The organism is Gemmatimonadaceae bacterium (assembly GCA_036496605.1).
Lineage (GTDB): Bacteria > Gemmatimonadota > Gemmatimonadetes > Gemmatimonadales > Gemmatimonadaceae > AG2.
The window spans coordinates 22471-48538 of the sequence record DASXKV010000003.1; the positions used below are offsets into that span (position 1 = coordinate 22471).

Annotated in this window: 28 protein-coding genes; 14 read left to right on the top strand and 14 right to left on the bottom strand. The window is 64.5% G+C overall.

The window, feature by feature from the left end:
- Positions 1-37 precede the first annotated feature (37 nt).
- The 3 genes from VGH98_00985 to VGH98_00995 all read right to left on the bottom strand — a co-directional run bounded on the left by VGH98_00985 (position 38) and on the right by VGH98_00995 (position 4311).
- A complete protein-coding gene (locus VGH98_00985; protein HEY2374522.1) occupies positions 38-1528 on the bottom strand; it encodes a pitrilysin family protein in 1491 nt (496 codons plus the stop codon).
- Complete coding sequence (locus VGH98_00990) at positions 1525-2967, bottom strand: pitrilysin family protein (protein HEY2374523.1); 1443 nt, start codon at positions 2965-2967, stop codon at positions 1525-1527. The genes VGH98_00985 and VGH98_00990 overlap by 4 nt, the downstream gene beginning before the upstream one ends.
- A 171-nt stretch (positions 2968-3138) precedes the next feature.
- A complete protein-coding gene (locus VGH98_00995; GenBank protein HEY2374524.1) occupies positions 3139-4311 on the bottom strand; it encodes a DHHA1 domain-containing protein in 1173 nt (390 codons plus the stop codon).
- 56 nt (positions 4312-4367) lie between these two features.
- Here VGH98_00995 and VGH98_01000 point away from each other — a divergent pair, with 56 nt between their 5' ends.
- Entirely contained in the window at positions 4368-5144 is a 777-nt protein-coding gene (locus tag VGH98_01000; GenBank protein ID HEY2374525.1) for a hypothetical protein, read from the top strand.
- A 29-nt stretch (positions 5145-5173) separates the two neighbouring features.
- Positions 5174-5344 (top strand): hypothetical protein, encoded by a 171-nt coding sequence (locus VGH98_01005; protein HEY2374526.1) that lies wholly within the window; start codon positions 5174-5176, stop codon positions 5342-5344.
- On the opposite strand, the gene VGH98_01010 is transcribed toward VGH98_01005, so the two are convergent.
- From VGH98_01010 to VGH98_01025, 4 genes are all read right to left on the bottom strand, one after another.
- Entirely contained in the window at positions 5313-5702 is a 390-nt protein-coding gene (locus VGH98_01010; GenBank protein ID HEY2374527.1) for a hypothetical protein, read from the bottom strand. The genes VGH98_01005 and VGH98_01010 overlap by 32 nt on opposite strands.
- Positions 5703-5732: 30 nt before the next feature.
- Positions 5733-6176, bottom strand: a complete 444-nt coding sequence (locus tag VGH98_01015) for a hypothetical protein (protein HEY2374528.1) — start codon at positions 6174-6176, stop codon at positions 5733-5735.
- Positions 6177-6202: 26 nt separating this feature from the next.
- On the bottom strand, positions 6203-7603 hold the full coding sequence (gene mgtE, locus VGH98_01020; GenBank protein ID HEY2374529.1) for a magnesium transporter: 1401 nt from the start codon (positions 7601-7603) through the stop codon (positions 6203-6205).
- Positions 7604-7709: 106 nt separating this feature from the next.
- A complete protein-coding gene (locus tag VGH98_01025; GenBank protein HEY2374530.1) occupies positions 7710-8042 on the bottom strand; it encodes a hypothetical protein in 333 nt (110 codons plus the stop codon).
- Between the two features lie 222 nt (positions 8043-8264).
- On the opposite strand from VGH98_01025, the gene VGH98_01030 reads away from it, so the two are divergent.
- Positions 8265-8582 (top strand): hypothetical protein, encoded by a 318-nt coding sequence (locus VGH98_01030; GenBank protein ID HEY2374531.1) that lies wholly within the window; start codon positions 8265-8267, stop codon positions 8580-8582.
- Positions 8583-8624: 42 nt separating this feature from the next.
- Here the strand turns inward: VGH98_01030 and VGH98_01035 are convergent, their stop codons facing one another.
- Both VGH98_01035 and VGH98_01040 read right to left on the bottom strand, forming a co-directional pair.
- Complete coding sequence (locus VGH98_01035) at positions 8625-9731, bottom strand: site-2 protease family protein (GenBank protein ID HEY2374532.1); 1107 nt, start codon at positions 9729-9731, stop codon at positions 8625-8627.
- Positions 9728-10792 (bottom strand): DUF3108 domain-containing protein, encoded by a 1065-nt coding sequence (locus VGH98_01040; GenBank protein ID HEY2374533.1) that lies wholly within the window; start codon positions 10790-10792, stop codon positions 9728-9730. The genes VGH98_01035 and VGH98_01040 overlap by 4 nt, the downstream gene beginning before the upstream one ends.
- Before the next feature lie 137 nt (positions 10793-10929).
- Between VGH98_01040 and VGH98_01045 the strand changes: the two genes are divergently transcribed.
- The 4 genes from VGH98_01045 to VGH98_01060 all read left to right on the top strand — a co-directional run bounded on the left by VGH98_01045 (position 10930) and on the right by VGH98_01060 (position 16077).
- Entirely contained in the window at positions 10930-12225 is a 1296-nt protein-coding gene (locus VGH98_01045; protein HEY2374534.1) for a hypothetical protein, read from the top strand.
- 15 nt (positions 12226-12240) lie between these two features.
- Positions 12241-12936 (top strand): response regulator transcription factor, encoded by a 696-nt coding sequence (locus VGH98_01050; GenBank protein HEY2374535.1) that lies wholly within the window; start codon positions 12241-12243, stop codon positions 12934-12936.
- 1 nt (position 12937) lies between these two features.
- A complete protein-coding gene (locus tag VGH98_01055; GenBank protein ID HEY2374536.1) occupies positions 12938-14536 on the top strand; it encodes an ATP-binding protein in 1599 nt (532 codons plus the stop codon).
- A gap of 212 nt (positions 14537-14748) precedes the next feature.
- Positions 14749-16077 carry an MFS transporter gene (locus tag VGH98_01060; protein ID HEY2374537.1) on the top strand — a complete coding sequence of 443 codons (1329 nt, stop codon included), beginning with the start codon at positions 14749-14751 and terminating at the stop codon, positions 16075-16077.
- A gap of 42 nt (positions 16078-16119) precedes the next feature.
- Here VGH98_01060 and VGH98_01065 read toward each other — a convergent pair whose 3' ends face one another.
- The gene (locus VGH98_01065) at positions 16120-16383 is read right to left on the bottom strand and encodes a hypothetical protein (GenBank protein ID HEY2374538.1); all 264 of its coding nucleotides are present in this window, start codon (positions 16381-16383) and stop codon (positions 16120-16122) included.
- Positions 16384-16523: 140 nt separating this feature from the next.
- On the opposite strand from VGH98_01065, the gene VGH98_01070 reads away from it, so the two are divergent.
- From VGH98_01070 to VGH98_01080, 3 genes are read left to right on the top strand one after another with little or no spacing between them, the layout of a single operon-like run.
- Complete coding sequence (locus VGH98_01070; protein HEY2374539.1) at positions 16524-17063, top strand: hypothetical protein; 540 nt, start codon at positions 16524-16526, stop codon at positions 17061-17063.
- A gap of 9 nt (positions 17064-17072) precedes the next feature.
- Positions 17073-17489: a phage holin family protein gene (locus VGH98_01075; protein ID HEY2374540.1), complete on the top strand. Its 417-nt coding sequence runs from the start codon at positions 17073-17075 to the stop codon at positions 17487-17489.
- A gap of 49 nt (positions 17490-17538) precedes the next feature.
- Positions 17539-17988 carry a DUF3618 domain-containing protein gene (locus tag VGH98_01080; protein HEY2374541.1) on the top strand — a complete coding sequence of 150 codons (450 nt, stop codon included), beginning with the start codon at positions 17539-17541 and terminating at the stop codon, positions 17986-17988.
- A gap of 75 nt (positions 17989-18063) precedes the next feature.
- On the opposite strand, the gene VGH98_01085 is transcribed toward VGH98_01080, so the two are convergent.
- Both VGH98_01085 and VGH98_01090 read right to left on the bottom strand, forming a co-directional pair.
- Entirely contained in the window at positions 18064-19389 is a 1326-nt protein-coding gene (locus VGH98_01085) for an ABC transporter permease (protein ID HEY2374542.1), read from the bottom strand.
- A complete protein-coding gene (locus VGH98_01090) occupies positions 19382-20374 on the bottom strand; it encodes an ATP-binding cassette domain-containing protein (GenBank protein ID HEY2374543.1) in 993 nt (330 codons plus the stop codon). Before VGH98_01090 ends, VGH98_01085 begins: the two co-directional genes overlap by 8 nt.
- A gap of 149 nt (positions 20375-20523) precedes the next feature.
- Between VGH98_01090 and VGH98_01095 the strand changes: the two genes are divergently transcribed.
- From VGH98_01095 to VGH98_01110, 4 genes are all read left to right on the top strand, one after another.
- Entirely contained in the window at positions 20524-21489 is a 966-nt protein-coding gene (locus VGH98_01095; GenBank protein ID HEY2374544.1) for an extracellular solute-binding protein, read from the top strand.
- Positions 21470-22291, top strand: coding sequence for an ABC transporter permease (locus VGH98_01100; GenBank protein HEY2374545.1), 822 nt, complete (start codon positions 21470-21472; stop codon positions 22289-22291). Before VGH98_01095 ends, VGH98_01100 begins: the two co-directional genes overlap by 20 nt.
- A gap of 7 nt (positions 22292-22298) precedes the next feature.
- Entirely contained in the window at positions 22299-23372 is a 1074-nt protein-coding gene (locus VGH98_01105; protein HEY2374546.1) for an ABC transporter ATP-binding protein, read from the top strand.
- Between the two features lie 70 nt (positions 23373-23442).
- On the top strand, positions 23443-24717 hold the full coding sequence (locus VGH98_01110) for a M20/M25/M40 family metallo-hydrolase (protein HEY2374547.1): 1275 nt from the start codon (positions 23443-23445) through the stop codon (positions 24715-24717).
- 16 nt (positions 24718-24733) lie between these two features.
- Here the strand turns inward: VGH98_01110 and VGH98_01115 are convergent, their stop codons facing one another.
- Both VGH98_01115 and VGH98_01120 read right to left on the bottom strand, forming a co-directional pair.
- Positions 24734-25525 carry an anti-sigma factor gene (locus VGH98_01115; protein HEY2374548.1) on the bottom strand — a complete coding sequence of 264 codons (792 nt, stop codon included), beginning with the start codon at positions 25523-25525 and terminating at the stop codon, positions 24734-24736.
- A 10-nt stretch (positions 25526-25535) separates the two neighbouring features.
- Positions 25536-26048, bottom strand: coding sequence for a sigma-70 family RNA polymerase sigma factor (locus VGH98_01120; GenBank protein HEY2374549.1), 513 nt, complete (start codon positions 26046-26048; stop codon positions 25536-25538).
- Positions 26049-26068 lie beyond the last annotated feature (20 nt).

Genomic DNA, 26068 nt, shown 5'->3' on the forward strand with positions numbered 1-26068 from the left:
GAATCACCAATCACCCATCACCAGTCACCGATCACTATTACGGCACCGCTACCGGATCTCCATTCAGGTCCAGCACGACCACTGGCGCGATGCCCGTGGCCTTGAGCGGTTGCTCAATCGCCTTCCGGTCGCCGACGATGACGATCGCGAGATGATCGACGTCGATGTACTTGTTCGCGACCCGCGTCACGTCGTCCTTCGTCACTGCGCGCACGTTCTGCGCATAGTGCTGGTAGTAATCCTGTGGCAACTGCTCGAGGAAGATGTCGGCGATCGAGCCATTCACCGCGCGCACCGACGAGAAGTTCTGCGGCAAGCCTTGCACGAGATTGTCCTCTGCCGTCTTCAGCTCGTCGTCCGTCACCGGACGTTCGCCGCGAATGCCCCTGAGCTGCTTCATGAACTCGATCAGCGCGCTGTCCGTTTTCGCCGTCACGACGTCGCCGCCGGCCTCGAACGGTCCGGGTCCCTTGCCGTAAGAGAAACCGGAGCCGACGCCGTAGCTGTAGCCTTTCTGCTCGCGGATGTCGGCGTTGAGTCGCGACTGGAACATGCCGCCGAGCATCGTGTTGAGCACCTCGAGTGCGAAATAGTCGGACGTGCTACGCGACGGACCTGGTAAGCCGATCGCGAAGCTCGATTGCGCCGCGCCGGGTTTGTCGACGAGGTAAATCGTCGTCGTCTTCTGTGGAGGAACCTGCGGATACTCGAAGCTGGGGACGGAGCCGCCGGCATTCCATGGAGCGAGTACACGCTCGACCATCTGACGCACCGCGTTAGGCTCGACGTCGCCCACGACCGAGATGATGGCGTGGCCCGGCGTAAAATACGCCTTCGCGAAGGAGACGATATCGTCGCGGGTGATCGCCTGCACCGACTGCTCCGTCACCGACCGACCGTACGGATGCGCTTCTGTATACAACACCTTCGGGAAGACGCGCGAGGCGATCGATGCGGTGCGGTCCTTCGCCTGGGTCAAGGCCACCAGCCGGCGCGCGCGATACCGCTCGATTGCGTCGTTAGGGAATGACGGATTGACGAGCAGGTCCTCGACGATCTGTAATACGCGCTCGACCTTGTCGGTCGTCGCGAGGAAGCTGATCGCACCATTCTCGCCGCCGACGCTGATGCGGACGCCGGTGCCGAGCAGCTGCAAGGCATTCGAGATGTCGTCGCCGCTCTTCGTCGTCGTGCCCTCGCTGAGCATCGCGCCGGCGAACTCACCGACACCGGGCTTCGCAGCCGGCTCGTACTGGTTACTTCCGCCGACGAAGTCGATCGCGACAGAAACGAGCGGCAGGTTGTGCCGCGGTGACACGATCAGCTCCGCACCGTTCGATAGCTTCATCGTCGTCCACGTCGGCACCTTGAGCTCCGGCGTCGCGCCGGGCGCGGGGATCGTCGCGCGATCAAAAGACGCCGGCCCCGCCGCCTGCTTCGGCTGTTGCGCCGCGACGACCGAGAGGGCACTCACGCCGAGTACGGCTGCGGCGGCCGCCGCGAGCCGCAGACTATAGTAAACGCTCATCGGTTCGCTCCATCGGTGACGGTCACGCTCTGATCGGCCTTGGCTGCATCCTGCTTGTGCCCCTGCGGCACGACCGAAAGCACGACGCGTCCCCTGGTCAGATACTGCTTGGCGACGCGCTGCACCTCGGCAGGCGTCACGCTCTCGGCCTCAGCGTAGGATTTGCGGTAATAGCCCGGATCGCCGTGAAAGACGGAGCCATCGCTCAGGATTTCCGCCTTCTGGAGATTCGATTCGAGTCCGCTCACGAAGCCGAGCTCGATGCCCGCCTTTGCGCGCGCCACTTCCTCGGCCGTCGGACCCTCACGCTGCAGCCGCTCAATGATGGTGTCGGATGCCAGCTCCAGCTCGGTGAGCGTGTGTCCCGGACGCGGCGTGAGTGTGATGCGGAACTCGCCGCCGTTCTCGTTCGTGCGCTGCTGTGCGGCGAGGCTCGCCGCCCACTGACGGTCGTACACCAGCTCCTTCTGCAACCGCGACGTACGCGAGCCGGACAACACGCTTGCGAGCACGTCGAGGATGTGATCGTCGTTGTGCGACTCGCCGACCGTCGGCCACGAGATCGTCAGGCGCGGTATCTGTACCCGGTCCTCGAACACGAGCCGCTTTTCGCTCGCCAACGTGACCAGCTTGACTTGCGGCCGCACGATGCTTTTGCCGCGCGGCAGATCGCCGAAATACTTCTGCACCCAGGCCTTTGCCTGCGTGGGATCGAAATCGCCGGCGATCGTGATCGTCGAGTTGTTAGGCGCGTAGAACACCCTGAAGAAATTCTTCACGTCGTTCACCGACGCTGCCGAGAGATCGACCATGCTCCCAATCACCGGCCAGGAGTATGGATGATCCTTGGGATACATCGCGGCACTGATGATCTCGCTCGTTCGCCCGTACGGCTGATTGTCGTAGCTCTGGCGCCGCTCATTTTTCACGACGTCCCGCTGCGCGTTGAGCTTGGTCGTGTCGAGCGCGTCGAGAAGGAATCCCATGCGGTCCGCCTCGAGCCAGATCGCGTCCTCCAGGTAGTTCGCCGGAACGATCTCCCAGTATTGCGTGCGGTCGTTCGTCGTCGAGCCGTTGTTGAAGCCGCCGACGCCCTCGGTGAGCTTGTCGTGCAGCCCATACGGGACGTGCCCGGAACCGGTGAACATCACATGCTCGAAAAGGTGCGCGAAGCCGGTGCGGCCCGGCAGCTCGTTCTTCGAGCCGACGTGGTACCACATGTCGACGGCGACTGTCGGGACGGCATGATCCGGCGACAGGATGACGTTGAGCCCGTTCGCAAGTTGATAATGCTCGTACGGAATGGAAATCTCACTGCGGGCTGGATGGCCAGCTGGCGTTTGCGCTGGCGCAATCCGGAGAGCGATGACGGCGGCTACGAGTGCCGCGGTCGCGCCTCGTCCATACGCCCGCGCCGAGGATCGGATGATCCGAGACACAATGCGGGTCCTATGTTGAGTGACAGGACGGTTCCTACGGAAGGAACGTGAAGTATGGCCTATCGGGCGTCATACCAGCAACGATCGGTTCGGTTCCGTACTGTTTCCGAACGTCGCATCTGACTGCCGTGCATAGGGTCAGAAAGCCAACGGAAGTTAGCACTTTGCCATTCAAACGGCGCTCAGAACCGTCGTGACCGCTTCCTCGAGACGTGCCGCGTCGGGCACCGTTCCCTGCGCGATCCGTGGTGAGCCGCCGCCCCGGCCGCCTAACCGCGTCACTGCCTCACGAAGCGTGCGCCCGGCGTCAACGCCCGCGTCCTCGGAGCTGGCGAAGAGGAGTGACGGCGGGTCAACGAGCGTGCCAACCAAGAGCACGCGCGGCAGCCCCACCATCGCCTGTGCCAGGTTTCGCAACTCGTCCATCGACGCCGCATCATGCCTAACGACTCGGCGACCGCCCGCGTCCGTCGGTGCGGCCTCGTACAGCGCCCGCGCCCGACCGACGGCAACTTCGCGCTCGAGGCGCCGGCGCTCGTTCTCGGCGGCGCGAAGTTGTTCGGCCTGCGCGCTCACGAGCGCCGGCGCGTCGTCGAGCGCGGCCGAGAGCGAGGTCGCGATCCGCGTCAGCGCCTCGAAGTCGGTCCGTGCGCGGCGCATCGCCCGCAGACCGCAAACGAACTCGAGACGCGCCGACTTTCGCACACGCTCAACTCTGCGAATGAGGATCGCGCCGATCTCACCGGTCGCGCGGACGTGTGTTCCGCCACACGCGCTGCGATCGACGTCGGAAATGGAAACGATGCGAAGCGTCCCTTCGCGATCGCTCTGCTTGCGCAGGTCCGTTGCCTCGGATGCCTCCTCGAAGGTCGTCGTGATCGGACGATTCTCGGCGGCGATCTCGTTCGCGCGCCGCTCGGCTTCGATCACCCGCTCCGCGCTGATCGATTCGACGTCGAGGTCGAGCGAAGAGTAGTCGCGTCCGAAGTGAACGCTCGCCGTGTGGTGGCCGAAGAGTTCCTCGAGCACGGCGGAGAGCAAGTGCTGACCGGTGTGCTGCTGCATGTGATCGAAGCGGCGCTGCCAGTCTATGTCACCAGCGACGCTCGATGCGTCGCCTCCGAACGGCGACTCTAGCACATGCGCGATTCGATCGCCTTCGTCGACGACGTCAGTTACGATTCCGCCGCCCAGAGTCCCGAGATCATTCGGTTGACCGCCTGACGTCGGGTAGAACGCCGTCTGGTCGAGATAGACGCGAAGGCCGTCGTCGCTGGCGTCGACGACGCGGGCATGGAAATTCGTAAGGTAGGAATCCGTGTAGTACAGCCGTATTGTGCTCATAGCGCGCGCGAGGAGTCTGATAAATATGTCGCGCCACCCACCGCACCAGTCTGCCTATGCTCAAACGTCTCGTCCGCAGGCGACTGGTCGTCGGAATCGCCGCGATCGTCGTCGCTCTCGCGGCATTCCGGCGTGCGCTCGACCAGTCCGGGATCATCCGCGTTGTCGGCGGAGTCGCGCCACCGCGAGCATCTCCAGGTAGCGTCGTCTCCGATAAGCCGGTTCCGGTGAGCCCAGGCTTTCAGGGCTGTCCGCCCACCGGCGACGGCGGCGACCGGGAGTTGAATTACCTGAAGAATCGCGTCGACAGCGCGAGCTGGGCGCCGACGGCCTTCGCCACCGTCCTCGATCTCCGCTGGTCACCGTCAGTCATTAGGCGCTTCCGCGAGGCGTGGAGCCGGCGCGACTCCGTCTCGGTTGCCGAGGACGAAGGGCTGCCGGTTGCAGTCGAAGGATATTTCGTCGCTGGGAAGCTGGAGGGTCCCGAAGCGACGAACTGTCACGGCGCGGACGCAACGTTCCGCGATTGGCATCTCTGGTTATCGGCGACGCCGGGCAAGGACCGCAGCCGCTCGATCGTCGTCGAGACAACGCCCGCGGTTCGCGCGAACCACCCGGAGTGGTCGCTCAACGCGATTCACAAGCTGGTACGCGATAGCACGCTCGTTCGCGTGAGCGGGTGGTTGATGCTCGACCCAGAGCACCCCGAGCAGTTGGGGAAAACGCGGGGGACGTTGTGGGAGATTCACCCTGTGATGAAAGTCGAAATGCTTCGCGACGGTCGCTGGACTGACCTTTCGGCAAAAGCATTGACGGACACTACCTCAGAATGAGCTGTCGTTTTTCAGCCATGGATGTGACGATGCACAAAGCAATCTCCCTTACCGTCCAGCTCTGGATCGAAGGCGACGACGAACCCGCACACGACTTCTCGCAATCGACGAGTCAGGCCGTCCGCGAAATGATCGAATCCGGCGTGGCGAAGTTCCCCGCGCTCACGGTCAAAATTCGCTCGATCCAGGAGCAATCCTGAACAACACCGGACCGCGTAGCGGGAGCGTGCGCGGAACGCCACGGATCGTCCAGAGCAAAGCCGCACAGCACGCCAGGGTCATCGCGCCTAACGTAAGCAGCAGCTCGTTCGTCGCCGCGATCGCGGCCGTCCGCCGGCGCTCCGCATCGAGCGAGACCCGCACGAGTTGCATCGCCTTCTCACTCGTGATCTTCCGCCGGCCCTGCTCGACAGACGCGATGTAGTCGCTGCGCATCTGCCAGTTGTCACTCGCCTCCACGATCTGCCGGAGCCGGGTCGCGGTGTAGAACATCCCTGCAACGATGACCGCGAGCACGAGCGTCGGCGCAAGGAGGAGGAATTTTCGGTCGAGTCGCATATCGAAAGGACAGCGACGCCAACGCCGAGGTCACGAACCGCGTCGGGCCGACGTATCGGAACGCGGCGCAGCCGGCCCACCGCAGGCGACCTTCACGCCGCGCACGCTCGTCACCGGGTTCTTGAGCCGTCCATCGGCAACCAGCGCGACGGCTCTTCCAATCAGCGTATCCCCACGCTGCTCCGTCCATTGAATCTCGAGTCCGACTGGCCACCAAGCGGGGAACAGCATGAGGACCGAATCCGCAGGCGAAGTCGATGCCCCGCCATTTGGCACCCGCGCGGCCCAATCACGCGGCGTGCCCACGGGCGCGCTCGTCGCCGGATCGTAGCCCGGATTGTACGCGCTCGCGACGCTCCTGAGCGGCGGATCCCAGGCGCCGAACTTGAAACCGAAGCACTCGTTAGGTGCTGCTTGCGCGCCCACGATGGATGGCGCGAGTGCGAGCGCGATGAAGACGAGTCGGCGATGCATGAAGGAACTATTCGTCCGCGCTCACCTCAGAGCAACGTCCCGTGCAGGACGATCAGCGCTACCGAGAAATAAATCACGAGCCCCGTCACGTCGACCAGCGTCGCCACGAAGGGCGCCGACGCACTCGCCGGATCGAACCCCACCCGCTTCAGGACGAACGGCAACATCGAGCCGGCGAGCGAACCGAAGCACACGATGCCGATCAGCGCCAGCCCAACCGTCAGTGCAACGAGATGATAGTGCACCCCATAATCGAACAGGTGCACGTGCTGCCACAGCTCAATGCGCACAATGCCGATCACGCCAAGGATCGAGCCGAGCACGAGGCCGGTCGGTAACTCCCGCATCGCTATCCGCCACCAATCGTGAAGCCGGATTTCGTGCAGCGCCAGTGCACGGATGATCAACGACGTCGCCTGCGACCCGGAGTTCCCGCCCGAGCTCATAACGAGCGGAATGAACATCGACAGCACAACCGCGCGCGCAATTTCTCCCTCGAAGTGCTGCATCGCCGTCGCCGTCAACATCTCGGACAAAAACAGCGCGCACAACCACCCCGCGCGCTTCCGGATCATCGACAAGAGGCCCATTTCCATGTACGGCGCATCGAGCGCCTCCATACCACCGAACTTCTGCACGTCCTCGGTCTGCTCCCGCACAATCGCGTCGATCACGTCGTCCACGGTCACGATGCCAAGCACATGCCCGCCATCGTCGACCACGGGCACCGCAAGCAGATTGTACTTCGAGATCAGACGCGCAACCTCCTCACGATCGGCGAGCGTGCGCACGCTCAATGGTTTCCGCTGATCGCCTACCGTCGTAACCACCGCCGCGCGCTCCGCCGTCATCAATTCGCGTAACGACACGACGTGCACCAATCTCTGATCTTGCGGATCGAGCACGTACACGGCGTATACGGTCTCCTTAGCTCGCCCAACCTCGCCGATGTAACGCAACGCCTGCTCGACCATCCAGGTCGCCGGAATCGCCACGAACTCCGTCGTCATGATGCCGCCCGCACTCTCCGGCGGATACTCGAGCAGCATCTCCAGCGAATGACGCGTCGGCGCCTCGAGTAGCTTGAGCAGCCTGGCGCGGTCGCTCTCCGGCAACTCGCGCACGAGATCCGCACGCTGGTCCGCCGACATCGCTTCGGCCAGGGCCGCTGCCGCCTGCGGCGGCATGCAGCGCACGATCGCGGCACGATGTCGATCGAGCTCGGGCTCGTCGAACACCTGCACGGCAAGATCGAACGGCAGCGCCGCCATCACCTTCGCGCCCGCTTCGGGACCAAGCTCCTTGAGCGCCTCGGCGACGTCCGCCGCGCGCATGCCGGCCAACGCCTCGGCTAGCTCCGAAGGATCCCCATGCAACAGATACAGAAGTTCCGGCGGAGCCGCCGCCCGCCCCCCATCCATTACCATCACGTCCTCGGCGTCAATTTGGTTGGCTCGGCGTTAGATCGATGTATTTGTCGCTCTAACGACTCGCGGAACCCAGCAACGGTTACGTCGGACGCGATGAAAGTAGCTACTCCTGCTCGGGTTCCGCGGCGGATTGGTCCGACTCGGCGGTCTTTTGCTTCGGCGAGATCACGGGCTTTTTCGGTCGGCCACCTTTGGCTCGCTCGGCGTCCGCCGCAAGCAACGCGTGATAGGCTCGCCGAGCCTGCTCCAACGGATGCTCCGCAGGCCGCACGCGCTCGGCACGACGCGCCTTTTCACGACGGTAATGCTCACGTGCGGCAACGTCCGTCGGCGAATGGTCGCTCTCGAACGTCGCGTCCCGCTTGGGCGGCGTCACATCGGTGCGGCGGACACGTGTGGATCGCTTTCGCTGGCGCTTTTCGTTCCCCGTCGACATGGGTCTCCCTCCCGGCAGCAACGCTGATTTTACGGAGGGCAAACACCATGCGCGTGGAGAACCTCCGCACCCCTCCGGCCGCGCAGGCACAACTATTGCGCCCCCTTTGTTTAGCGATCTTGCAACTTTGCGCTCCGGGCTGTCGCCGCCGATGGCCGGACGTTGCGTGCGGCAGTCGTGAGGTGCATAACGAGTGCGGCGATGCGGCCCCGGAGGACGAGCATGGATCAACGTGCAGCGGGACAACAGTGGACGCCGTCGCACGAGCCCGCATGGGTCCCCACGGCGACGGTCGCCAAGTTACGGCAGATCACTTCCCGGTACCTCGACGGCGATGGCGCCGCCTCCGCCGACGTCGAAACCGTCGCCGACTCCCTCGCGGCCGCCGCGCACTCGGCAGGACACAGCCCTGAGCGCATGCTCATCGCGGTGCGAGAGATCTGGCGCGAGTTCACTCCCTCGCAGCACGATCGGCTCCAGCTCGCGTCGCTCTACGATCGGCTCGTGCGCAGGACGATCGACCGGTATTACGATGTCTGACGTTCCGATCCGCTCGCCGCTCTGACAACGGCTCGTCGGTGCTCAGCTCCTCTGCTTCGCCGCCATCGCTGAGCGAATCATGATGTACTCCCCGATGTTCTCGAGCGTGAGCACGCCTAACAGCTCGCGCCCGCGAACGACCGGCATCGCGTTGCATCCACAGTTTCGGAGGCGGTCGATCGCCTCCTCCGCGCGGTCCTCGGGCGTCGCCGTCGCAAATCGGCGATGCATCGAGTCCGCGACCGTCGCCGATGCGCCGCCGTCGGAGAGCGCACGCAAGAGGTCGGCGCGCGTCAGCACGCCCACCAGGCCGCCGCTCGCGTCCACCACCGGGAAATCCTGCTGAAATCCCTCGAGCGTGAACTGCACGGCGCGCGACAGCGGATCATCGGGCGCCAGCGTGTGAACCTCGCGAATCATCAGATCCTCGATCGGTACTCCGTCGAGCGTCGCCGACGTCTGCACCGCGGCCGCCTCGCTTCCGGCGCCAAGCCAGACGAAGAGGGCGATCAGCACCCAGAAGGGGTTGGTGAAGCGGTACAGACCAGCGATGCCTAACAAAAGAGCGAACACGCGTCCCACCCGCGCCGCGATCTCCGTCGCCCGGGTGTAGCTGCTCAGCCGCATCGCAAGGATCGCGCGGAGCACACGCCCGCCGTCCATCGGGAAGGCGGGAAGCAGATTGAAGGCCGCGAGCACGACGTTCACGAATGCCAGCTGATAGAGAAACGCGCGTGCTGACGTCACGATATCGATGTCGTACAGCTCGCCAACGGGCGGCTGGCCGCCGAGCCTAACGATGCCGTAGAGCACGATCGCCAGCACGACATTCACTGCCGGTCCCGCGAGCGCGACGAGCAGCTCCTGCCGCGGGTCGCGGGGCATCCGCTCGAGCCGAGCGACGCCGCCGATGGGCAGCAGCGTGATGTCGCGCGTGCGGATGCCATAGCGCCGCGCGGTGAGCGCGTGTCCCAATTCGTGCAATACTACGATCGCGAACAGCGCGATGATGTAGATCATCGACGCCGCAATGGCTGCCGGACCCTGTGCGTACTCCTGAAACGCGACCCATGCGAGGAGCAGCACGAAGGTCGCGTGGACGTACAGATCGATCCCCGCGACGCGCCCGAGGCGCCAGGACCATCTCATCTCGACTGACCCGCGACCGGAGCCGCGCCCAGCCACGGTGTCCCGGGCCGGCGGTTTCGCAGATACAGATTGAGCGACCCGAACTTCAGCGACGACTTGAGCTGGACGAGCGTGCGCGTGCTGTCGTCCGTGAACCACACTTCCGCCCGGCCACCCTCGCCAAAAATCCCGGATGTCTTGATCACGGGCCTAACGACGACCGCGTTGAACGTGCCCGCCGGCACCTTGATGGTCTCCTTGCGTACGACGACGACGCGCACCGGATTCTTGTCCGGCCGGAAGTATCGAGCGAACTCGTAGGTCTGGCCAACCTCGAGCGGAATGCTTCGGAGGAAAAAAAGAAACGACGCCTCATCGAGCGGGTCGGCGACAGTAGGCGTCTCCGGCTTGCCGTTCTCGCTCAGCATCTTTCTCTCCGGGAAGAACTCGAAATCGCGCTGCCGATCGTACGAGCCTTCGTCGATGCTCTGCACGGCCCGGAGCGTCGAGTAGGACTCAGGATCGAACCAGCTTTCGTAGCTGTCGTTCACGCGATAGATGCGAATCCCGCCCTTCACCGTAAAAGTTGCGTGGATCGCCGGCGCGCCGCGCACGCTATCGATTCCGAGCACCTCGAGCACTGCGCTGCCGACGCCGAGGAAGCCGTATTTGACCTGATACTCGAGCCGCTCTTTGTCGCCGAAGGGAAGTCGCGCCAGCGCGATCGAGAGTGCGGATGGAGAGGGGGCCGCCGCGGGCGCGGGCGGCGTGGGCAGCGGCGCTGGCGCTGGCGGCGCCACCGTAGCGATCGTCGTCGAATCGATACGCGCCGACAGCGTGTCGGATGTTTTGCCGACTGGTTTTGTCGAGAGCCGCTGCGCCACCGGACCGACGCGCCGCGGCGTTCCGACGCCTGAAGCGCTCATCGGTGAGCGCATTGGGGCCGCGGTCCCGCTCTCCGCGTGCGCCGCACTCTGCGGTGGTGTCGCGGCGCTCGCGGTCTGACGCTCGCGACCGTGACAGCCGGCAGCCGCGACGAATGACAGCAGCATCCACCTGCATGCACTCGATTGCTTTCGCATGAGATCTTCAGTGTGCTCCGAACTGTTCTACAGGTTCATGCCGCATGCCATGCATTTCCCGACTGGCACCATCGAGACGATGCGAGAGCGGTCGGGCCATCGTACAATTCGCCACTCCCGTCACGGAGGATACCGACATGGGATGCTTCGCTCTCGCTCCGATCTGCCTTGTGGCGTTCGCGATTGTCAGCGCCACTGCGCAGCAACCCAATGCAAACCCCGCCACTCAAACCCAGGCAGACGACTACACACGCTACGAGCTTCTCGCTCCCGGCTCTGCCCGATTCCGCATCGCCTATGAGGTGACTGCGACGACCACCGGCGCGACGCAATTCTTGAATCCCATTCGCAAGGGCAGCGTCGCCAGCGACGAGCATGTCTACGATCGCGCGACCGGCGCGCCACTCGTCTTCGACGTCGTCGGCGGCGACGTTGCGCGGGCTGCTGGCGTGCGCGGCGGCGACTCCACATCGCAATACATTCGCGTGCGACTGGCGCGCCCCGTGCCCGCCGATGGCGAAGCAAGGATTCTCATCGATAAGACCTACTACGATCCCAAAAGCTATTACGAGGAGAACGGGGTTCTCGTCTTCGCGCGGCCGCTCGGCATCAAGCGCAACGCGATCGTTCTACCCCTCGGTTACGAGATCGTCTCTTGCAACATTCCGTCACAGGTCATCGAGGAATCGGACGGGCGCATCTCGATCAGCTTCTGGAATTCCCTACCGGCTGAAGCGCCACTGATCGTAAGAGCGCGGAAGCTCCCCGCGGCTGCGTTGAACCGGGTCACGATGGCCGGAAACGCCGCTTCTACGCCTTCTGGTAGCGCTCCTGTGGCGGCTGCGCCGCCTCGGATGCGTCTGCCCCTCGACGAGCGCGCGCATCAGAACCGAGAGATCGTCTACCTCCTTCAGCAGCCGGAGACCCACGCGTTCGACTTGTATCACGACTACACAGAGTCACGTCCAGGCGTCGACAAGTATCTCAACGTCGTTCGAACGGGGAGCGCGGTGTCCCATCCCACAGCGCGGATCCTCGACACGGGTGAAGAGTTGAAATGGGAGGTCCTGACCGGAGATGCGATTCGCCGAGCCGGCCTCGACGTGCCGGACGTGACGGCTGAGACCCAAGTGGTGGTCTTTCATTTCATGGCCGTTAAGCCGAACGAGTCTGCGCGGCTCCGGATGTACGAGACGTACACGGACAGCGCGCGCTATCGGTTGGACGGCAGCATGCTCGTCTGGGATCGCTCCTTCGGCCGGCCGGCGAATGCCGTCGTGCTGCCGGCGGGTTGGTATCTGACGAACAGCGCGATACCGGGTGCGATCAGCGAGACGGCGGACGGGCGCGTACGTCTTGACTTCATCAATGGCCGGCCCGATGAAATTGAAGTTTTCCTCACGGCGCGCCGGCGCGAGCGGGCGGGCCAATGATGATTCGACGCCGATATGGACAAGGCCGCCAGCATTCTGATTATCGACGACGAGCCGCAGATTCGCAGTGCGGTTCGCAACGCCCTCCGTGAAGTTGCTGACCACATCGGCGAAGCCGCGACAGGGGCCGAAGGGCTGAACGCCGCCGCCGCCGAGCGACCAGAGCTCGTCGTGCTCGACCTGGGACTCCCCGATTCAGCGGGCGTCGACGTCTGCCGCGAGCTGCGCCGCTTACTCGCGTCGCCGATCATTGTCCTGTCGGCCCGCCACTCGGAGGATGAGAAAGTCTTACTCCTCAATGCCGGCGCCGACGACTACGTTACCAAGCCGTTCAGCGTCCTCGAGCTCGCGGCGCGGGCTCGAGCACAGTTGCGGCGAGCGCGGACGGCGGCGCCGGCGACGCCGGCGCCCATCACGCTTCATGGACTGACTGTCGATCCGGTCACGCGCCGAGTCGATCGCGATGGCCGGCAGATTCACCTGACTCCGATCGAGTGGCAGATTTTGAGCACGCTCGTGAGCGCCGGCGGCCGCACACTCACCCACCAGCAGATCTTCGATGCGGTGTGGAGCCGGCAATTTGGCAGCCCGCAGCAATATTTGCGCGTGCACATCACGAACCTCCGGCGAAAGATCGAGAACGATCCGGCGTCACCGCGGATCGTCATCACCGAGCCGGGCGTCGGCTATCGCGCCGACGTCATGCGTTGACGTGACCAGCACCATCTCCACGCACAGCGGGACGCCCCCACTCGGCGGTCGCCTTCGCCGTGTGCTGCATCGCGTCGACGAGATCCGGCTCCATGTCAGCCGGCCTGCACTCGTCTGGCTGTTCTGGATCGTCATCCTTGCCGCCGCGACGCTGGCCATGTTCTCGGTACAGGGCCGAATCGAACAGGCGCACGTCGTTCTGATCTATCTCCTTATTGTGCTCGGGGCGAGCGCGAGTGCCGGCCGCGCGCTCGGCTTCGCGCTCGCCTTCGTAGCATTTTTTCTCATCGATTACCTGTTCCAACAGCCGTACTACGACTTCTTCAACGACAAGCCGCTCGATTTTTTTGTTCTCGTTGCCTTCCTGACGACGGCGATTGTCGCGACGCAATTGCTCGCCCGGGCACAGGAGCAGGCACGAGAGGCTCGCGCGCGCGCCATCGAGGTGACCTCGCTGTCGCAGCTCGCGTCGGAGACGCTCAACGTCGGTCGCGCCGAGGACGCGCTCGTGAAGATGGTCGACGTTATCCAGTCGACACTTGGCGTCGCGTCCTGCACGATCTGGCCGTGGATGCCGGATCGCGGCTTCGGCGAGAGCATAACGAGAGACGGTATCGACGTGCGACGTCGCGATCCCGACACCCTCGTCCATCGTGCCGCCGAGCGGGGTGAGCCGCTCTCGCTCGCCGTCAACGGCGCCCTCGGCGCCGAGGCCGCCGCGCCGGGCACCCGTGAGCTCTTTCTTCCGTTAGGCGTCAAGACGGGCGTCGTCGGCGTCCTCGTCCTCTCCGACGACAAGCCGATCGTTTTCAATCCGCCGAAGCAACGTTTCCTCGCCGCGCTCACCTACTACGCCGCGCTCGGCATCGAGCGGGCGCAACTCGTTCGTGAAGCCGAGCATGCCGCCGCGTTGCGCGAGGCGGACAAGATGAAGGACAACCTGCTCGCGTCGGTGTCGCACGATCTGCGTACACCGCTGACGACGATCAAAGCGCTCGCCCAGACCGCGGCACTGCGCGGCGACACCGCGGCTGCGGCAATCGAAGAGCAAGCCGATCGCCTAACGCGGTTCGTCGGTGATCTGCTCGACCTGTCACGAATGAAAGGCGATGCCTTTCGCGCGGCGCTCGACATCAATACCGCCGAGGACCTCATCGGCGCCGCGCAGCGCCAGGCGCAGGGCTTGCTCTCCGAGGGCCGCACCATTCGCACGGTCGTCGATCTGGAGAGTCCGGCACTCGTTGGGCGTTTCGATTTCACGCACGCGCTTCGCATCGTCGGCAATCTCCTCGAGAACGCGCTTCGCTACACGAAGCCGGGGGGCAGCGTGGAGCTCGGCGTGCGGCGCGACGGAGACTGGCTCGTTTTCACCGTCGCCGATCGAGGTCCAGGCATACCGGCCACCGAGACCGATCGGATCTTCGAGGCATTCAATCGCCACGCTGACGCCACGCCCGATGTCGGTCGAGCAGGTCTCGGCCTCTCGATTGCCCGTCGGCTCGCGGAGATTCAGCAAGGCTCGCTCGTGTACGAGCCGCGGCCGGGCGGAGGGAGCGTGTTCGTGCTGAGATTACCAGCGGTGGATCTCGAAGGCGCCTGACCCTACTGACCTACTGTCGCCGTGACGGCCGGAGGTCGAAGCAGAAGCCGCCTTAACGCAATCTTAGCCGTTGATCGAGCCTGGTCGCGCGTAACTTCCTCCGAGAGGCGAATCCAGATCGTTCGCGGTCAGATAGTCCGTCACGGCGTTGCGGTGGGTGGCGGCGCGGCGGGACCGCGACGATCGGAGCCTCGCCGCTGTAGCTTTCCGCGATGGCCGAGCGCGCCATCGCCCCGACCCCGCCTCGTTATGCCTGGTACGTCGTCGGCGTTCTGACGCTGGCGAACGTCTCCGGCTTCCTCGATCGCCAGGTGCTGAGCCTTCTCGTGCCTGCGATCGAACGCGACCTGCACATATCGGACACGCAGATGAGCTACCTCATCGGCCTGTCCTTCTCGGTGCTCTACACCGTGCTCGGGTTGCCCATTGCGTGGTGGGCGGATCGCGCCAATCGGCGCAACGTCATGGCGACTGGTGTCACCCTGTGGAGTTTGATGACGATGGCGTGCGGTCTCGCGTCGACGTATTCGCGTCTGCTGCTCGCGCGAATTGGCGTCGGCGTCGGCGAGGCGACGCTCAACGCGCCCTCCGTGTCGCTCATCGCTGATTACTTTCCACCCGAGCGCGTCGGCATCGCGATGAGCGTATGGTCGTTAGGCACGTTTCTCGGATCGGGGCTGGCGTATTTCATCGGCGGATGGATCGTCGGGCTCGTGGCGACGGCGTCGAGCGTGACGGTGCCCGTTATCGGCGCGATGCGCTCCTGGCAGGTCGTGTTCGTGCTCGTCGGCGCGCCGGGACTCGTCATCGCGCTCCTGATGTTGACGGTTCGTGATCCGCGCCGGGCGAGACGCGCCTCGCCGCCGACGGCGCGCGCCGCGCTCGTCCCGTACGTTCGCGCGAATCTGCGCACTTTCGTCAGCCTCGGCGTCGGCTTCGCGCTCTCCGCGTCGGTGAACTTCGGCATCGCCGCCTGGCTCGCGACCTTTCTCATCCGCTCGTACGGCTGGACGGCCTCGCGCGCGGGCACGGTTCAGGGAATACTCACGATGACCGTCGGCGTGGTCGGCACGCTCGCTGGCGGGCGCGCTGCCGATATGCTCGTTAAGCGCGGCCATGTCGATGCACCGTTGCGCGTCGGGATCGTCGGCGCGCTCGGGATGCTGATCTCCGCGTCCGCGTATCCGCTCATGCCAACGGCGGCGCTCGCCGTGGCGTGGCTCGTCGTCGTGAATTTTTTTGCCGCGTTTCCGTGGGGTCCCGCTTTCGCCGCCGCGGCCGAGATCGTCCCGGCGCCGATTCGGACGCAGGGCGCAGCGCTGTACTTCTTCGTGCTGAGTCTCGTCTCGGGCACGTTAGGCCCGACTGCCGTCGCCTTCTTCACCGACAGCGTTTTTCACGACCCGATGGCGCTGCGCTACTCGCTTCTGATCGTGAACGTCATCGGTATGGCGTGCACGATCGCGTTGCTTGCGTTCGGGATCCCGGCATATGAACGCACCGCTCGGACGGCGCAGCTGCCCGACGGCATCGCTCGTTAGGCTCGTCGGCGCCCGCGCCGTCGGGTGTGCGCTGGAGCGGCGCTAGCTCTCCCGGCGACGAGTCGCCCAGCCCTTCTTGGCCGCGCGGCTGCGCTCGTCGTGCGACATGCTGCCCGCGCTCGAGTCGCGTTGTCCGCGGCCGGAACCGCCGGACTTGTTGCCGCCGCCGGTCTGCTTATTCACCGTCGCCCATCCGCGCCGCTCCGCCTCGTGCCGACCGACGCCACGCTTTTCGTAGCCTTCTTCGATATGCTCTTCCATGCGTTTCTGCTTGTCCGTGTACTTCGATTTGTCGCCGCGTGGCATTGTACGTCTCCTGATGAATGTCTTGAGTATCGCGTGCAACGACTGTTCCCTTCAGGGGCGCTCCCAGCAGTCGCGCTTCTCGGTTCCGATGGGCACGCGCTCTGCACAACCGTTTCTGCCAACATCTGGAGGATGCGGAGATGGAACGGAACGCGGACGAGTATTCTGGCGGCAGCTCGACTGGCGCCGCGGGATCGACGACTGGTGGCTACGGCAACAGCGGCGACGTGAGTGGCGCAGCGGCCACCGGCGGCTCGAGCTACGGCAGCACGTCCGGTGCGGGTGAGGGTGGAATCGCGGATCGCGCGCGTGACATTGCGGGAACGGCGAAGGACAAACTTGCGGACGTGGGCACGAACGTGCGTGAGAGCACCGGCAACGCGAAGAACAAGCTCGCGGACGCGCTCGAGTCGGGTGCCGACAAGCTGCGTCAGCGCGGCGGGCGCGGCCAGCTCAGTGCGTCGGCGGGGAGTGCCGATGTCAGCGTCAGCGGCGATGGCGTCGCGAACGTGACCGACCGCGTTGCTGGTGGGATGCAGGCGACGGCCGATTGGCTGCGCGACGCGGATCTCGACACTCTGCGGTCGGGTGTGGAGCGTCAGGTGAAGGACCATCCCGGCCGGACACTGCTCCTCGCCGTCGGCGTTGGCTACTTGCTCGGCAAAGCGTTTCGGAAGTAGGAGGCGATCATGACGGTCGCCGTGCACCAGAATGGCCGTCGCTCGGTCGGCGCTCTCCTCCGCGATCTCGCGGAGGGGGGCGTTGAGTTGGTGCGAGCTGAGCTTGTTCTCGCCCGCGTCGAGATCCTCGAAGCACTCAATGGCGTCGGACGAGGCGCAGCGCTGGTCGCCAGCGGGGCGGTGCTCGCGCTCCTTGGCGGCCTCGCACTCATCGCCGGTGTGATTCTGCTCGTCGGAGATCAATGGCTTCCACGCGACCTGTATTGGCTCGCGGCGCTCATCGTCGCCGTCATCACCGGTGCTGGCGCTGCGTGGTTCGCAGGGCGTGGGATGTCGTTGCTCTCGCCGGACGCGCTTGCACCCGACCAGACGGTGACGACGCTTCGCGAGACGAAGGACGATCTCGTAGCTGCCGTTAGGCATTGAGTTGCAGCCGAGCCCAGACTTTAGGCCCTCATATCGGAGACTTCACGCAATGGCTGAGACAACGGCCGACGTCCGCCGCGACATCGAACAGACTCGTGAGCGCATGTCCAGCACGCTCACCGAGCTCGAGCAGCGGCTGAACGTCGTGCAGATCGTGCGCGATCATCCGTGGCCCGCGCTCGCGCTCGCATTTGGCGCCGGACTCGCGCTGAGTGCGTCCGGGACAGACAAGAAGGCAGCCGTCGCGGCCGTCGCCGCGACGAAGGGCTCGACGACGAAGCTCGGTGCGGCCCTCGACGACATCGTGGCGAATCTGATGTCTGGCGTGCACTCCGCGCTTCAGGACCGCATCGATGGTTGGGTCGACGACCTCAAGTCCGCGATGGGCGCGCCGCAACGAACGACTAACCGTCGCCCCGGCATGGTCGCGACTTCGGGCGGATATGGAACCGGACCCGTCGACGACTTCGGAAGAGCACAGCCGGGGAGGGCAGACTAACGGTTAGCTCGAGAAGGAGTCTCCGTTGACCTAACGAGAGCGGATCTAGAAAGTCCAATCCAGAGAAGCGGCTCTCTACGCGTATCTCACCCACTTTGCCACTTCAGCGAGGCTGGGCTTTTTTCCGTACATCAACATGCCCACCCGGTAGATCCGCGCCGCGAGCCAGACTGCACCGACGCAGCCTAACGCGCATACGGCGAGTGAACCAATGATGCTCGGCCAGCCGACCGGCGACAGCCCCATGCGCATCGGCATGATGATCGGCGACGAGAAGGGAAGCCACGACAGCACCCTCGCGATCGATCCGGTCGGATTCACGATCACGGAGTTCACGAACAGCCAGCTCCCGATGAGCAGGTACATCACCGGCATCGCTGCCTGTTGCGCATCCTGCTCGCTGTTCACCATCGATCCCGCGGCTGCAAGGAGCGAGGCGTAGAAAATGAAACCGAGCAGGAAGTACAGCACCACGACGACGAACAATCCGATCGTCAGGCCACCTAACGAAGCTCCGACCGCCGCGGTGCCCGCGCCCGTGATCGGGGCGCCTGCCGACTTGAGCACGATCGGCGCGATGTTCGTCATCAGGTAGCCAGCGATCGCGATCCAGAGAACCTGCTGCGTCAATCCGACCGCGCCCGCGCCCGCGACCTTCCCTGCGAGCAGCATCTCCGGCTTGATGCTCGAGATCACCACTTCGGCGACGCGCGTCGATTTCTCCTCGAGCACGCCGCGGAGCACGTTCTGGCCGTGGAAGATGATCGACATCAACAGCAGAACGCCGATTCCGATGCCGAGAAAGATTGCCGCCTGACCCGATCCACCCCGTCCGCGCTCATCGATGCGCGTGAGCGGCATTGTCAATGAGAGGTTGCTAATCAGCGCGATCGTCGCCGGTTTCACCCCTTCGCGCTCGAGCATCACGCCGGTGAATGCCTGACGGACGGCGCTCTTGAGCTTGTCCATGTCCACGATCGACGAGGCATTCCGCCCCGCGTAGAGAATTCGTCGACTCGACATGGTGCTGTCGTCCAGGACGAGATAGCCGACGATCGACTTTGGCCGCATCACCTCGTGCGTCGCCGAGTCCTCGGCGATCGATAGCTGCGCCTGCGACATTTCGCGAACTTGCGGCGGCGGCGCTGCGTCGGCGTTAGCCGTCGACGCGCTGTCGCGCATCAACACCGCCGCAACTCGGTGTCCGAGTCCCGTTCCCGTCGCATCCAGAATGACGATGTTCACCGCTGCCGCGCTCGAGGCGCTTCGCGCCGTGACCCATGCGGGGATCAGAAATATCGCGGTGATGAACACCGGAACGAACAGCGTCATCACCACGAACCAGCGCGAGCGCACGCGCTCCAGGTACTCGCGCTTCGCAACGACCCAGAATTTATCCATGTCCCGACATCCCCGTCTCGACGCCCTGGGCGCCGACACGCTCGATGAAAATTTGATGAAGTGAGGGCAGCACGAGCTCGAAGCGCTCGATGCGCGCGCCGGCTGCGACCAAGCGGTGGAGGAGCTCCTGCGCGTCAGCGCCCGCCGCCAGCTCGATCTCGAAATACCGATTGTTGTCGTCGTAGCGATTGACGAGGCGTCTGTCGCCGAGCACCTGGCCGACGCCGTTCTCGGTCACGCGGCCATTTCCCGAACGGCTCGGCACGAGCGTGAGCGCGACGTTGCGCCGGCCGCTGCTCGTGCGGACGTCGGTCACGGGGCCGTCGAGTACCTTCTCGCCCCGCGCGATGATACACACGGCGTCGCACATGCGTTCGGCGTTCTCCATCACATGCGTGCTGAAGACCACCGTCTTTCCTCGCTTTTTGAGCTCGACCACGGCGTCCTTCAGCGCTTGTGCGTTGATGGGATCGAGCCCGCTGAATGGTTCGTCGAGTATGACGAGATCCGGGTCGTGCACGAGCGTCGCGATGAATTGCACCTTCTGCTGCATTCCCCGCGACAGTTCATCTACTCTCGCATTGCCCCAATCCCGCTCTTTGGTCGTAAGGGCGAACCGCTCGAGCCATTCGCCGATGCGCTTATCCGCTTCCTCGCCCGAAAGTCCCTTCAACTCGGCGAGAAAGCGGAGGATGCGGCGCACCTGCATTTTCCGGTAGAGACCACGCTCCTCCGGCAGATATCCGACGCGATTGAGCAAGCCACTTTCGTAGTTGGGTCGCCCGAAGATGCTGATCGAGCCTCCATCTGGTGCGATGATGTCGAGTAGCATGCGAATGGTGGTCGTCTTGCCGGCGCCGTTCGGGCCGAGGAGCCCGTAGACGGATCCGGATGGCACCTGGAGCGACAGATCGCGCACCGCGACGTGCTCCTCGTACCGTTTCGAGACGCCACGAATATCAATGGCGAGATCGTTGGCGTTCATTTACAGGGTGGGTGGGGGAGGGTGTCGGCCCGTACTGCCGTGCAGTACAGCGCCGGCCCGTGGGGGGAGTTCGCTTCACTCAACGTCGACGGTATGCAAAGGTTTCGGAACCCTTGCTACTTACGGTTGGCGCCGCTGATTATTGCCTCATGCGGAGATCTTGTACATACGCCGTTGTCATGGCGCTCGCGTGCGCTGCCTGCCGCGAGCGAAGTTCAGCATCGTCAACGACATCGTCGTCGCAACGCGATACCGTGGTCGTCTATCTGGCCGCTAGTCTCACCAAACCGCTTCAGGCGGCGTTGGATAGCTTTGCCATTCGTAACAATACGGTGATCCAGCGGGAGAGCGGCGCCTCCCTCGAACACGCCCGGAAGCTCACCGAGCTCGGCCGAATTCCGGATATCATCGCACTCGCGGACCCCGAAGTCTTTCCCCAGCTGCTCATGCCGAAGCACGTCAGCTGGTACGCTGAGTTCGCGCGCAACCGGATGATCATCGGGTACACCGATCGGTCGCGTCACGCGTCCGAGATCGATTCCACCAATTGGCGACGTATTCTCGCCGAGTCGGGAGTCGAGGTGGGACGTCCGGATCCGAATCTCGCGCCAGCTGGGTATCGCACAGTGCTGATGTTGGTGCTGGCCGAATACCATTATCACGATCCGGGACTCCTCCAGCGCATTCTCTCGAACACGCCGCCCAAGAATATGCGGCCTGACGCCGCACAGCTCGCGGCGCTTCTCCAGACCGGTGAACTGGACTACGTATTCGACTACGAATCTGTCGCCGAGGCATATGGATTCCGCGCTCTGCATTTGCCGGCGGCAATCGATCTTGGTGATCCGTCGCTCGCGAGTGAATACGCTCGCGCGATGTGGCGCTACAAGACGCCCAAGGGTGACACCGTAGTCCGCCGAGGAAGTCCGATTCTTTACGCGCTCTCGGTGCCGGTCAACGCGCCGCATCCCGCGGCAGCGGCGCGTCTTGCCGCATATCTACTTTCGGGCGACGGCCGAAGTATGATGCGCACTGCCCACGTCGACGCGCTCGATCACGCGCTATTCGTCGGCACTGGCGTGCCCGCCACCATTCGTGACGCCGCTGCCCGATAGCGCGTCGCGCGATGCGAGCGGGTGGCGCGGAGCACTCTCGCCCGCGGCGACGGTCGTCAGTGGACTGTTCGCATCCCTCTTCCTACTCTTTCTTGTCGCACCGCTCGTCGGACTCGTCGGTGCGGGCGCGGCGTCCGGCGTTAGGCAGCTATTCGAGGATTCCGAGCTACGAGGCGCGCTGCTCCTCACGACATTGACGGCGACCACGGCGACGTTGGTCGCCATCTTCGGCGGCACACCCGTCGCATACCTGCTCGCACGGCGGCGCTTCTCGGGACGGACGCTCGTCGTCGCGATTCTCGATCTGCCCTTGATCGTGCCGCATCCGGTCGCGGGCATCGCACTGTTGCTCGTTCTGGGGCGCGCCAGCCCGTTCGGAACCGTTCTCTTCCAGGCTGGCCTCCGCGTCACGGGATCGGTGTTCGGAATCGTCTGTGCAATGCTGTTCGTTGCCGCGCCGCTGTACGTAGGCGGGGCTCGTGAGGCATTCATGCGCGTCGACCGGCGCTACGAGGCGGTCGCGCGGACGCTTGGCGACTCCTCGTGGGCCGCCTTTCGCCGCATCACATTGCCACTGTCGTTTCGCGGGCTCACCGCCGCCGCGATCGTCATGTGGGCGCGCGCCGTGAGCGAGTTCGGCGCCATCGTCGTCCTCACCTACAATCCCAAAGTTGCCAGCGTCCTGAGCTACGATCGATTCACGACACTCGGATTGAACGGCGCGCTTCCCGTTGCCGCCGTACTGGTTTTACTCGCGATCATTCCGCTGGTCGCGTTGCGTGCGCTGCGCCGGGACGAGTGACCGAAAGATGATCGCCGTCAACGGACTCACCGCGCGTCTTGGCGACTTCACGCTGGACAACGTGTCGTTCACGGTCCCGCGCGGTGCGTATGGCGTCGTCATTGGCCCGGCTGGCGCGGGCAAGACGACCCTGCTCGAGTCGATCGCCGGTCTCGTGCCGCTGCGATCCGGCATCGTTAGGCTCGGCGACGCTGACGTGACGCGCTTGCCCCCCGAGCGGCGCCGACTCGGTCTCGTCTATCAGCACGCGTACCTCTTTCCACATCTCACCGTCGATCAGAACGTCGGATACGGCGCCGCCGACGCCGCGCTCGCGGCCGAGATGACGGAGCGCTTCGGTCTCCAACTCGTTGGCGACCGCGACGTTCGTTCGCTGAGTGGGGGTGAGCGCCAACTCGTCGCGCTCGCTCGCACGCTCGCGCGCCGTCCGGACGTTCTGCTGCTCGACGAACCGTTCGGCGCGCTGGATCCGCGCGGCCGGGCAGCGGTCCGGCGCGAGGTCCGGACGATCTACTTCGAGCGGCAGTTCACCGTTTTGCACGTCACGCACGACTTCGCCGAAGTGGGACTCGTTGGCGATGTCGCGGTCCTTCTCGATCGAGGCCGCGTGCTGCAAGCGGGCGAGCCGGCGGAGCTCTTTCGACGTCCCGCGACACCGTACGTCGCCAGTTTTCTCGGCTCCGAGAATATCTATGCCGGCATCGCTCGGCCGATTCGCGCTACGAGCCCGGACTGGACCGATGCCGGCGACGGGCAGTTCGCAGAACATCCGCTGGCGTTCGACACGGGTTCGCTGACGTTCTACGCGTTAGGCGACGCCGTACCGGGGCGTGCGCACGCGATCCTGCGCGCCGAGGACGTCACGCTTTCCAAGGAGGCGCTCGCGTCCTCGGTGCGGAATCAGTTTCGCGGACGCGTTGTCGATATCCTGGCGGCGGGCGCATTGAGCAAAGTGACGGTCAATGTGAGTGGAACGCCGATCATTGCTGCCGTGACGACGCGCGCCGTCGACGAGCTCGGCCTGGCGCCCGGACAGGAGGTCGTCGCATCCTTCAAGGCGACCGCAATTCATATTTGTTGAAGCTGGCATCCCGAGCGACGCGAGGGATTTGCTTTTCCAATCAGCGCGCCACCAATCACTCAGACTCGAAATGAGACTCACGTTCCCCCTTTCGGTGCTGTTGACGCTCGCGAGCGTCACGACGCTCAGTGGACAGGCGCTTGCCGTTCCGCACGACAGTCCTCGCCTTCGCGCCGCACTCGATACGATCAAGGCACAGGAGCCCTGGACGATCCAGCAGCAGATTTCGCTCTGCGAGATCCCCGCGCCTCCGTACAAGGAGGCAAGTCGCGCCGCGGAGTATCGGCGGCGATTACAAGCCTTGGGCATCACGAACGTGCGGATCGATAGCATGGGAAACGTGATCGCGGAGCGCCGCGGAACGGGCAACGGCCCCACCGTGCTCATCGAAGGTCATCTCGACACCGTCTTTCCCGAGGGCACCGAGGTCGAGGTGAAGCGCAACGGCAGCATGCTCGCCGGGCCAGGCATCGGCGACGATTGTCGTGGCCTCGCCGTCGTGCTATCCGTCGTTCGCGCGTTTCAGCGCGCCAACGTGCAGACCGTCGGCACGGTGTACTTCGTCGGTGACGTCGGCGAAGAGGGGCAGGGTAATCTCCGCGGCACGCGCTATCTCTTCACCAATACTCTGAAGAGCAAGATCGATTACTTCATCTCGATCGACGGCACCGGGCTCGATCTCAAGGACCACGGCGTCGGCAGCAAGCGGTACCGCATCACGTACAAGGGACCGGGCGGTCACAGTTACGGTGCTTTCGGCATCCCGAATCCGATTCACGCGTTAGGCAGAGCCATCGCCGCGATCGGGGACATCCAGGTGCCGACATCGCCGAAGACGACCTTCAACGTCGGCGTCATTAGCGGCGGTACGTCGGTAAACTCGATTCCGTTCTCGGCTACCATGGATCTCGACATGCGTTCGGAGACGGCGGAGGCGCTCGACGCTGTCGACAAGCAAGTGCTTAGGATTCTCACGACAGCGCTCGACGCCGAGAACGACCGCTGGATCCGCCAAACGGGCTCCAGGGCCGAGAAGGCCAAGCTCTCGCTCGAGATCGATACGATCGGTATTCGTCCCGCCAACAGTACGCAGACCGATTCCTCCCGCATCGTTGCCACGGCAATCGCTGCCGGTCGCGCCCTTGGCTTCACGCCCAGAACCGGAGCGTCGAGCACTGACGCCAACCTGCCGATGAGCCTCGGTGTGCCCGCGATCACGATTGACGGTGGTGGACGCGGCACCGGCGCGCACTCGTTAGGTGAGACGTACGATGATGGCGCGACGGGCTGGTTGGGCCCACAGTGGGCAGCGCTGATCGTCGCCGCGCTCGCGGGAGTACACTGATCGACCGACGCCAAGTTCAGGACGACGCCAACAACTCCGTGAACGATCTCAATTCGCTCGCGTTCAAGTCCGACACCACCCAGCGCTCGACACCACGACTTCGCCAGTGAATCATGTTGTAGCCATTCGTCGCGGTCACTCCGAGCGGAGCGTCGCCAAGGCGGGTGGGCCATGAGAACACGTTGATCAGGTGCTGCCTCCGGCTGTAGACGACGACGGCGACCGGCCGTCCGCCCACGTAGTCGACACGACCGCCGACGAGCGGAAAGCCCTGCTCCTCGAGGCGTGGCACGTTCGGCGAGTAGTCCAATCGCCCGTTGAACCAGGGCTTCACATTGTGCTGATCCGACGATCGGACGTCCGTAAGATGGTCCGGCATCAATGATCGGACGTGGCTCGCCAGCACGTCAGCCGCGACATCTGGCGTCGACGTCCGTCCGCGCGACGCGAGCAGCGTGATCCCGCTGCCTAACGCGGCACTCACGAGCAGCGCCGCGGCGATCCCGCCTTGCCAGACCCACGGGCGTCGACGGCGAGACGCCCCCCCTTCCGGCCGTGCCGCCGGTTCGGAGATGCTCGGCGTTGCCGCAATCGCGGTGCGGACGCGCGCGCGCAGGACGTCCGGCGCCTGGTAACGCTCGAGATTCGCTCGCAGTGCGGCGATGGTTGCAAGGAGCGTCTCGTATTCCGCCGAGCATTGCATACAGGTCGTCAAGTGCTCGGCCACTTCTCGTGCGCGATCGGGCGTGAGCTCCCCATCGACATAGGCGCTGAGCGCTTCGTGCGTGCTGTGGAGTGCTTGACTCATGTGTGTCACGTTAGGCAGAGCGCTTGAGCACGCGACGGAGCCGCTCGCGCGCTCGGGCGAGACGCGACATGACGGTGCCCACCGGCACACCGGTCACGCGCGCGATGTCCTTGTACGAGAGCTCGTCGAGCTCGCGAAGCACGAGGACTTCGCGGAATTGCGCTGGGAGACGACCAAGCACGGCCTCGAGGCTCCCGCGGTCCGAGTCGTCTACGGCTCGTACGTCCGCGGCGTAGCGGCTGCTGGCGTCGAGTCCATGTAGCTCTTCGTCGAACGGGACGTGTTCCGCGTCGCGCCGCCCTCCCCGCCAGGTGTAGCAGCAATTCCTGAGGATCGTGAGCAACCACGCACGCTCGTCACCACCGCGAAAGCTCGCGTAGTACCGCCACGCGCGCAGATACGCCTCCTGCACTACGTCCTGCGCGTCGTGCTCATCACGCAGGAGATGGCGCGCAAGCGTGTACGCGTCATCAATCAGCGGAAGGACCGTTTGCTCGAAGCGTTCGTGAAGGTTCTGGCTCAAGGCAGTTCAGATACAGGAAA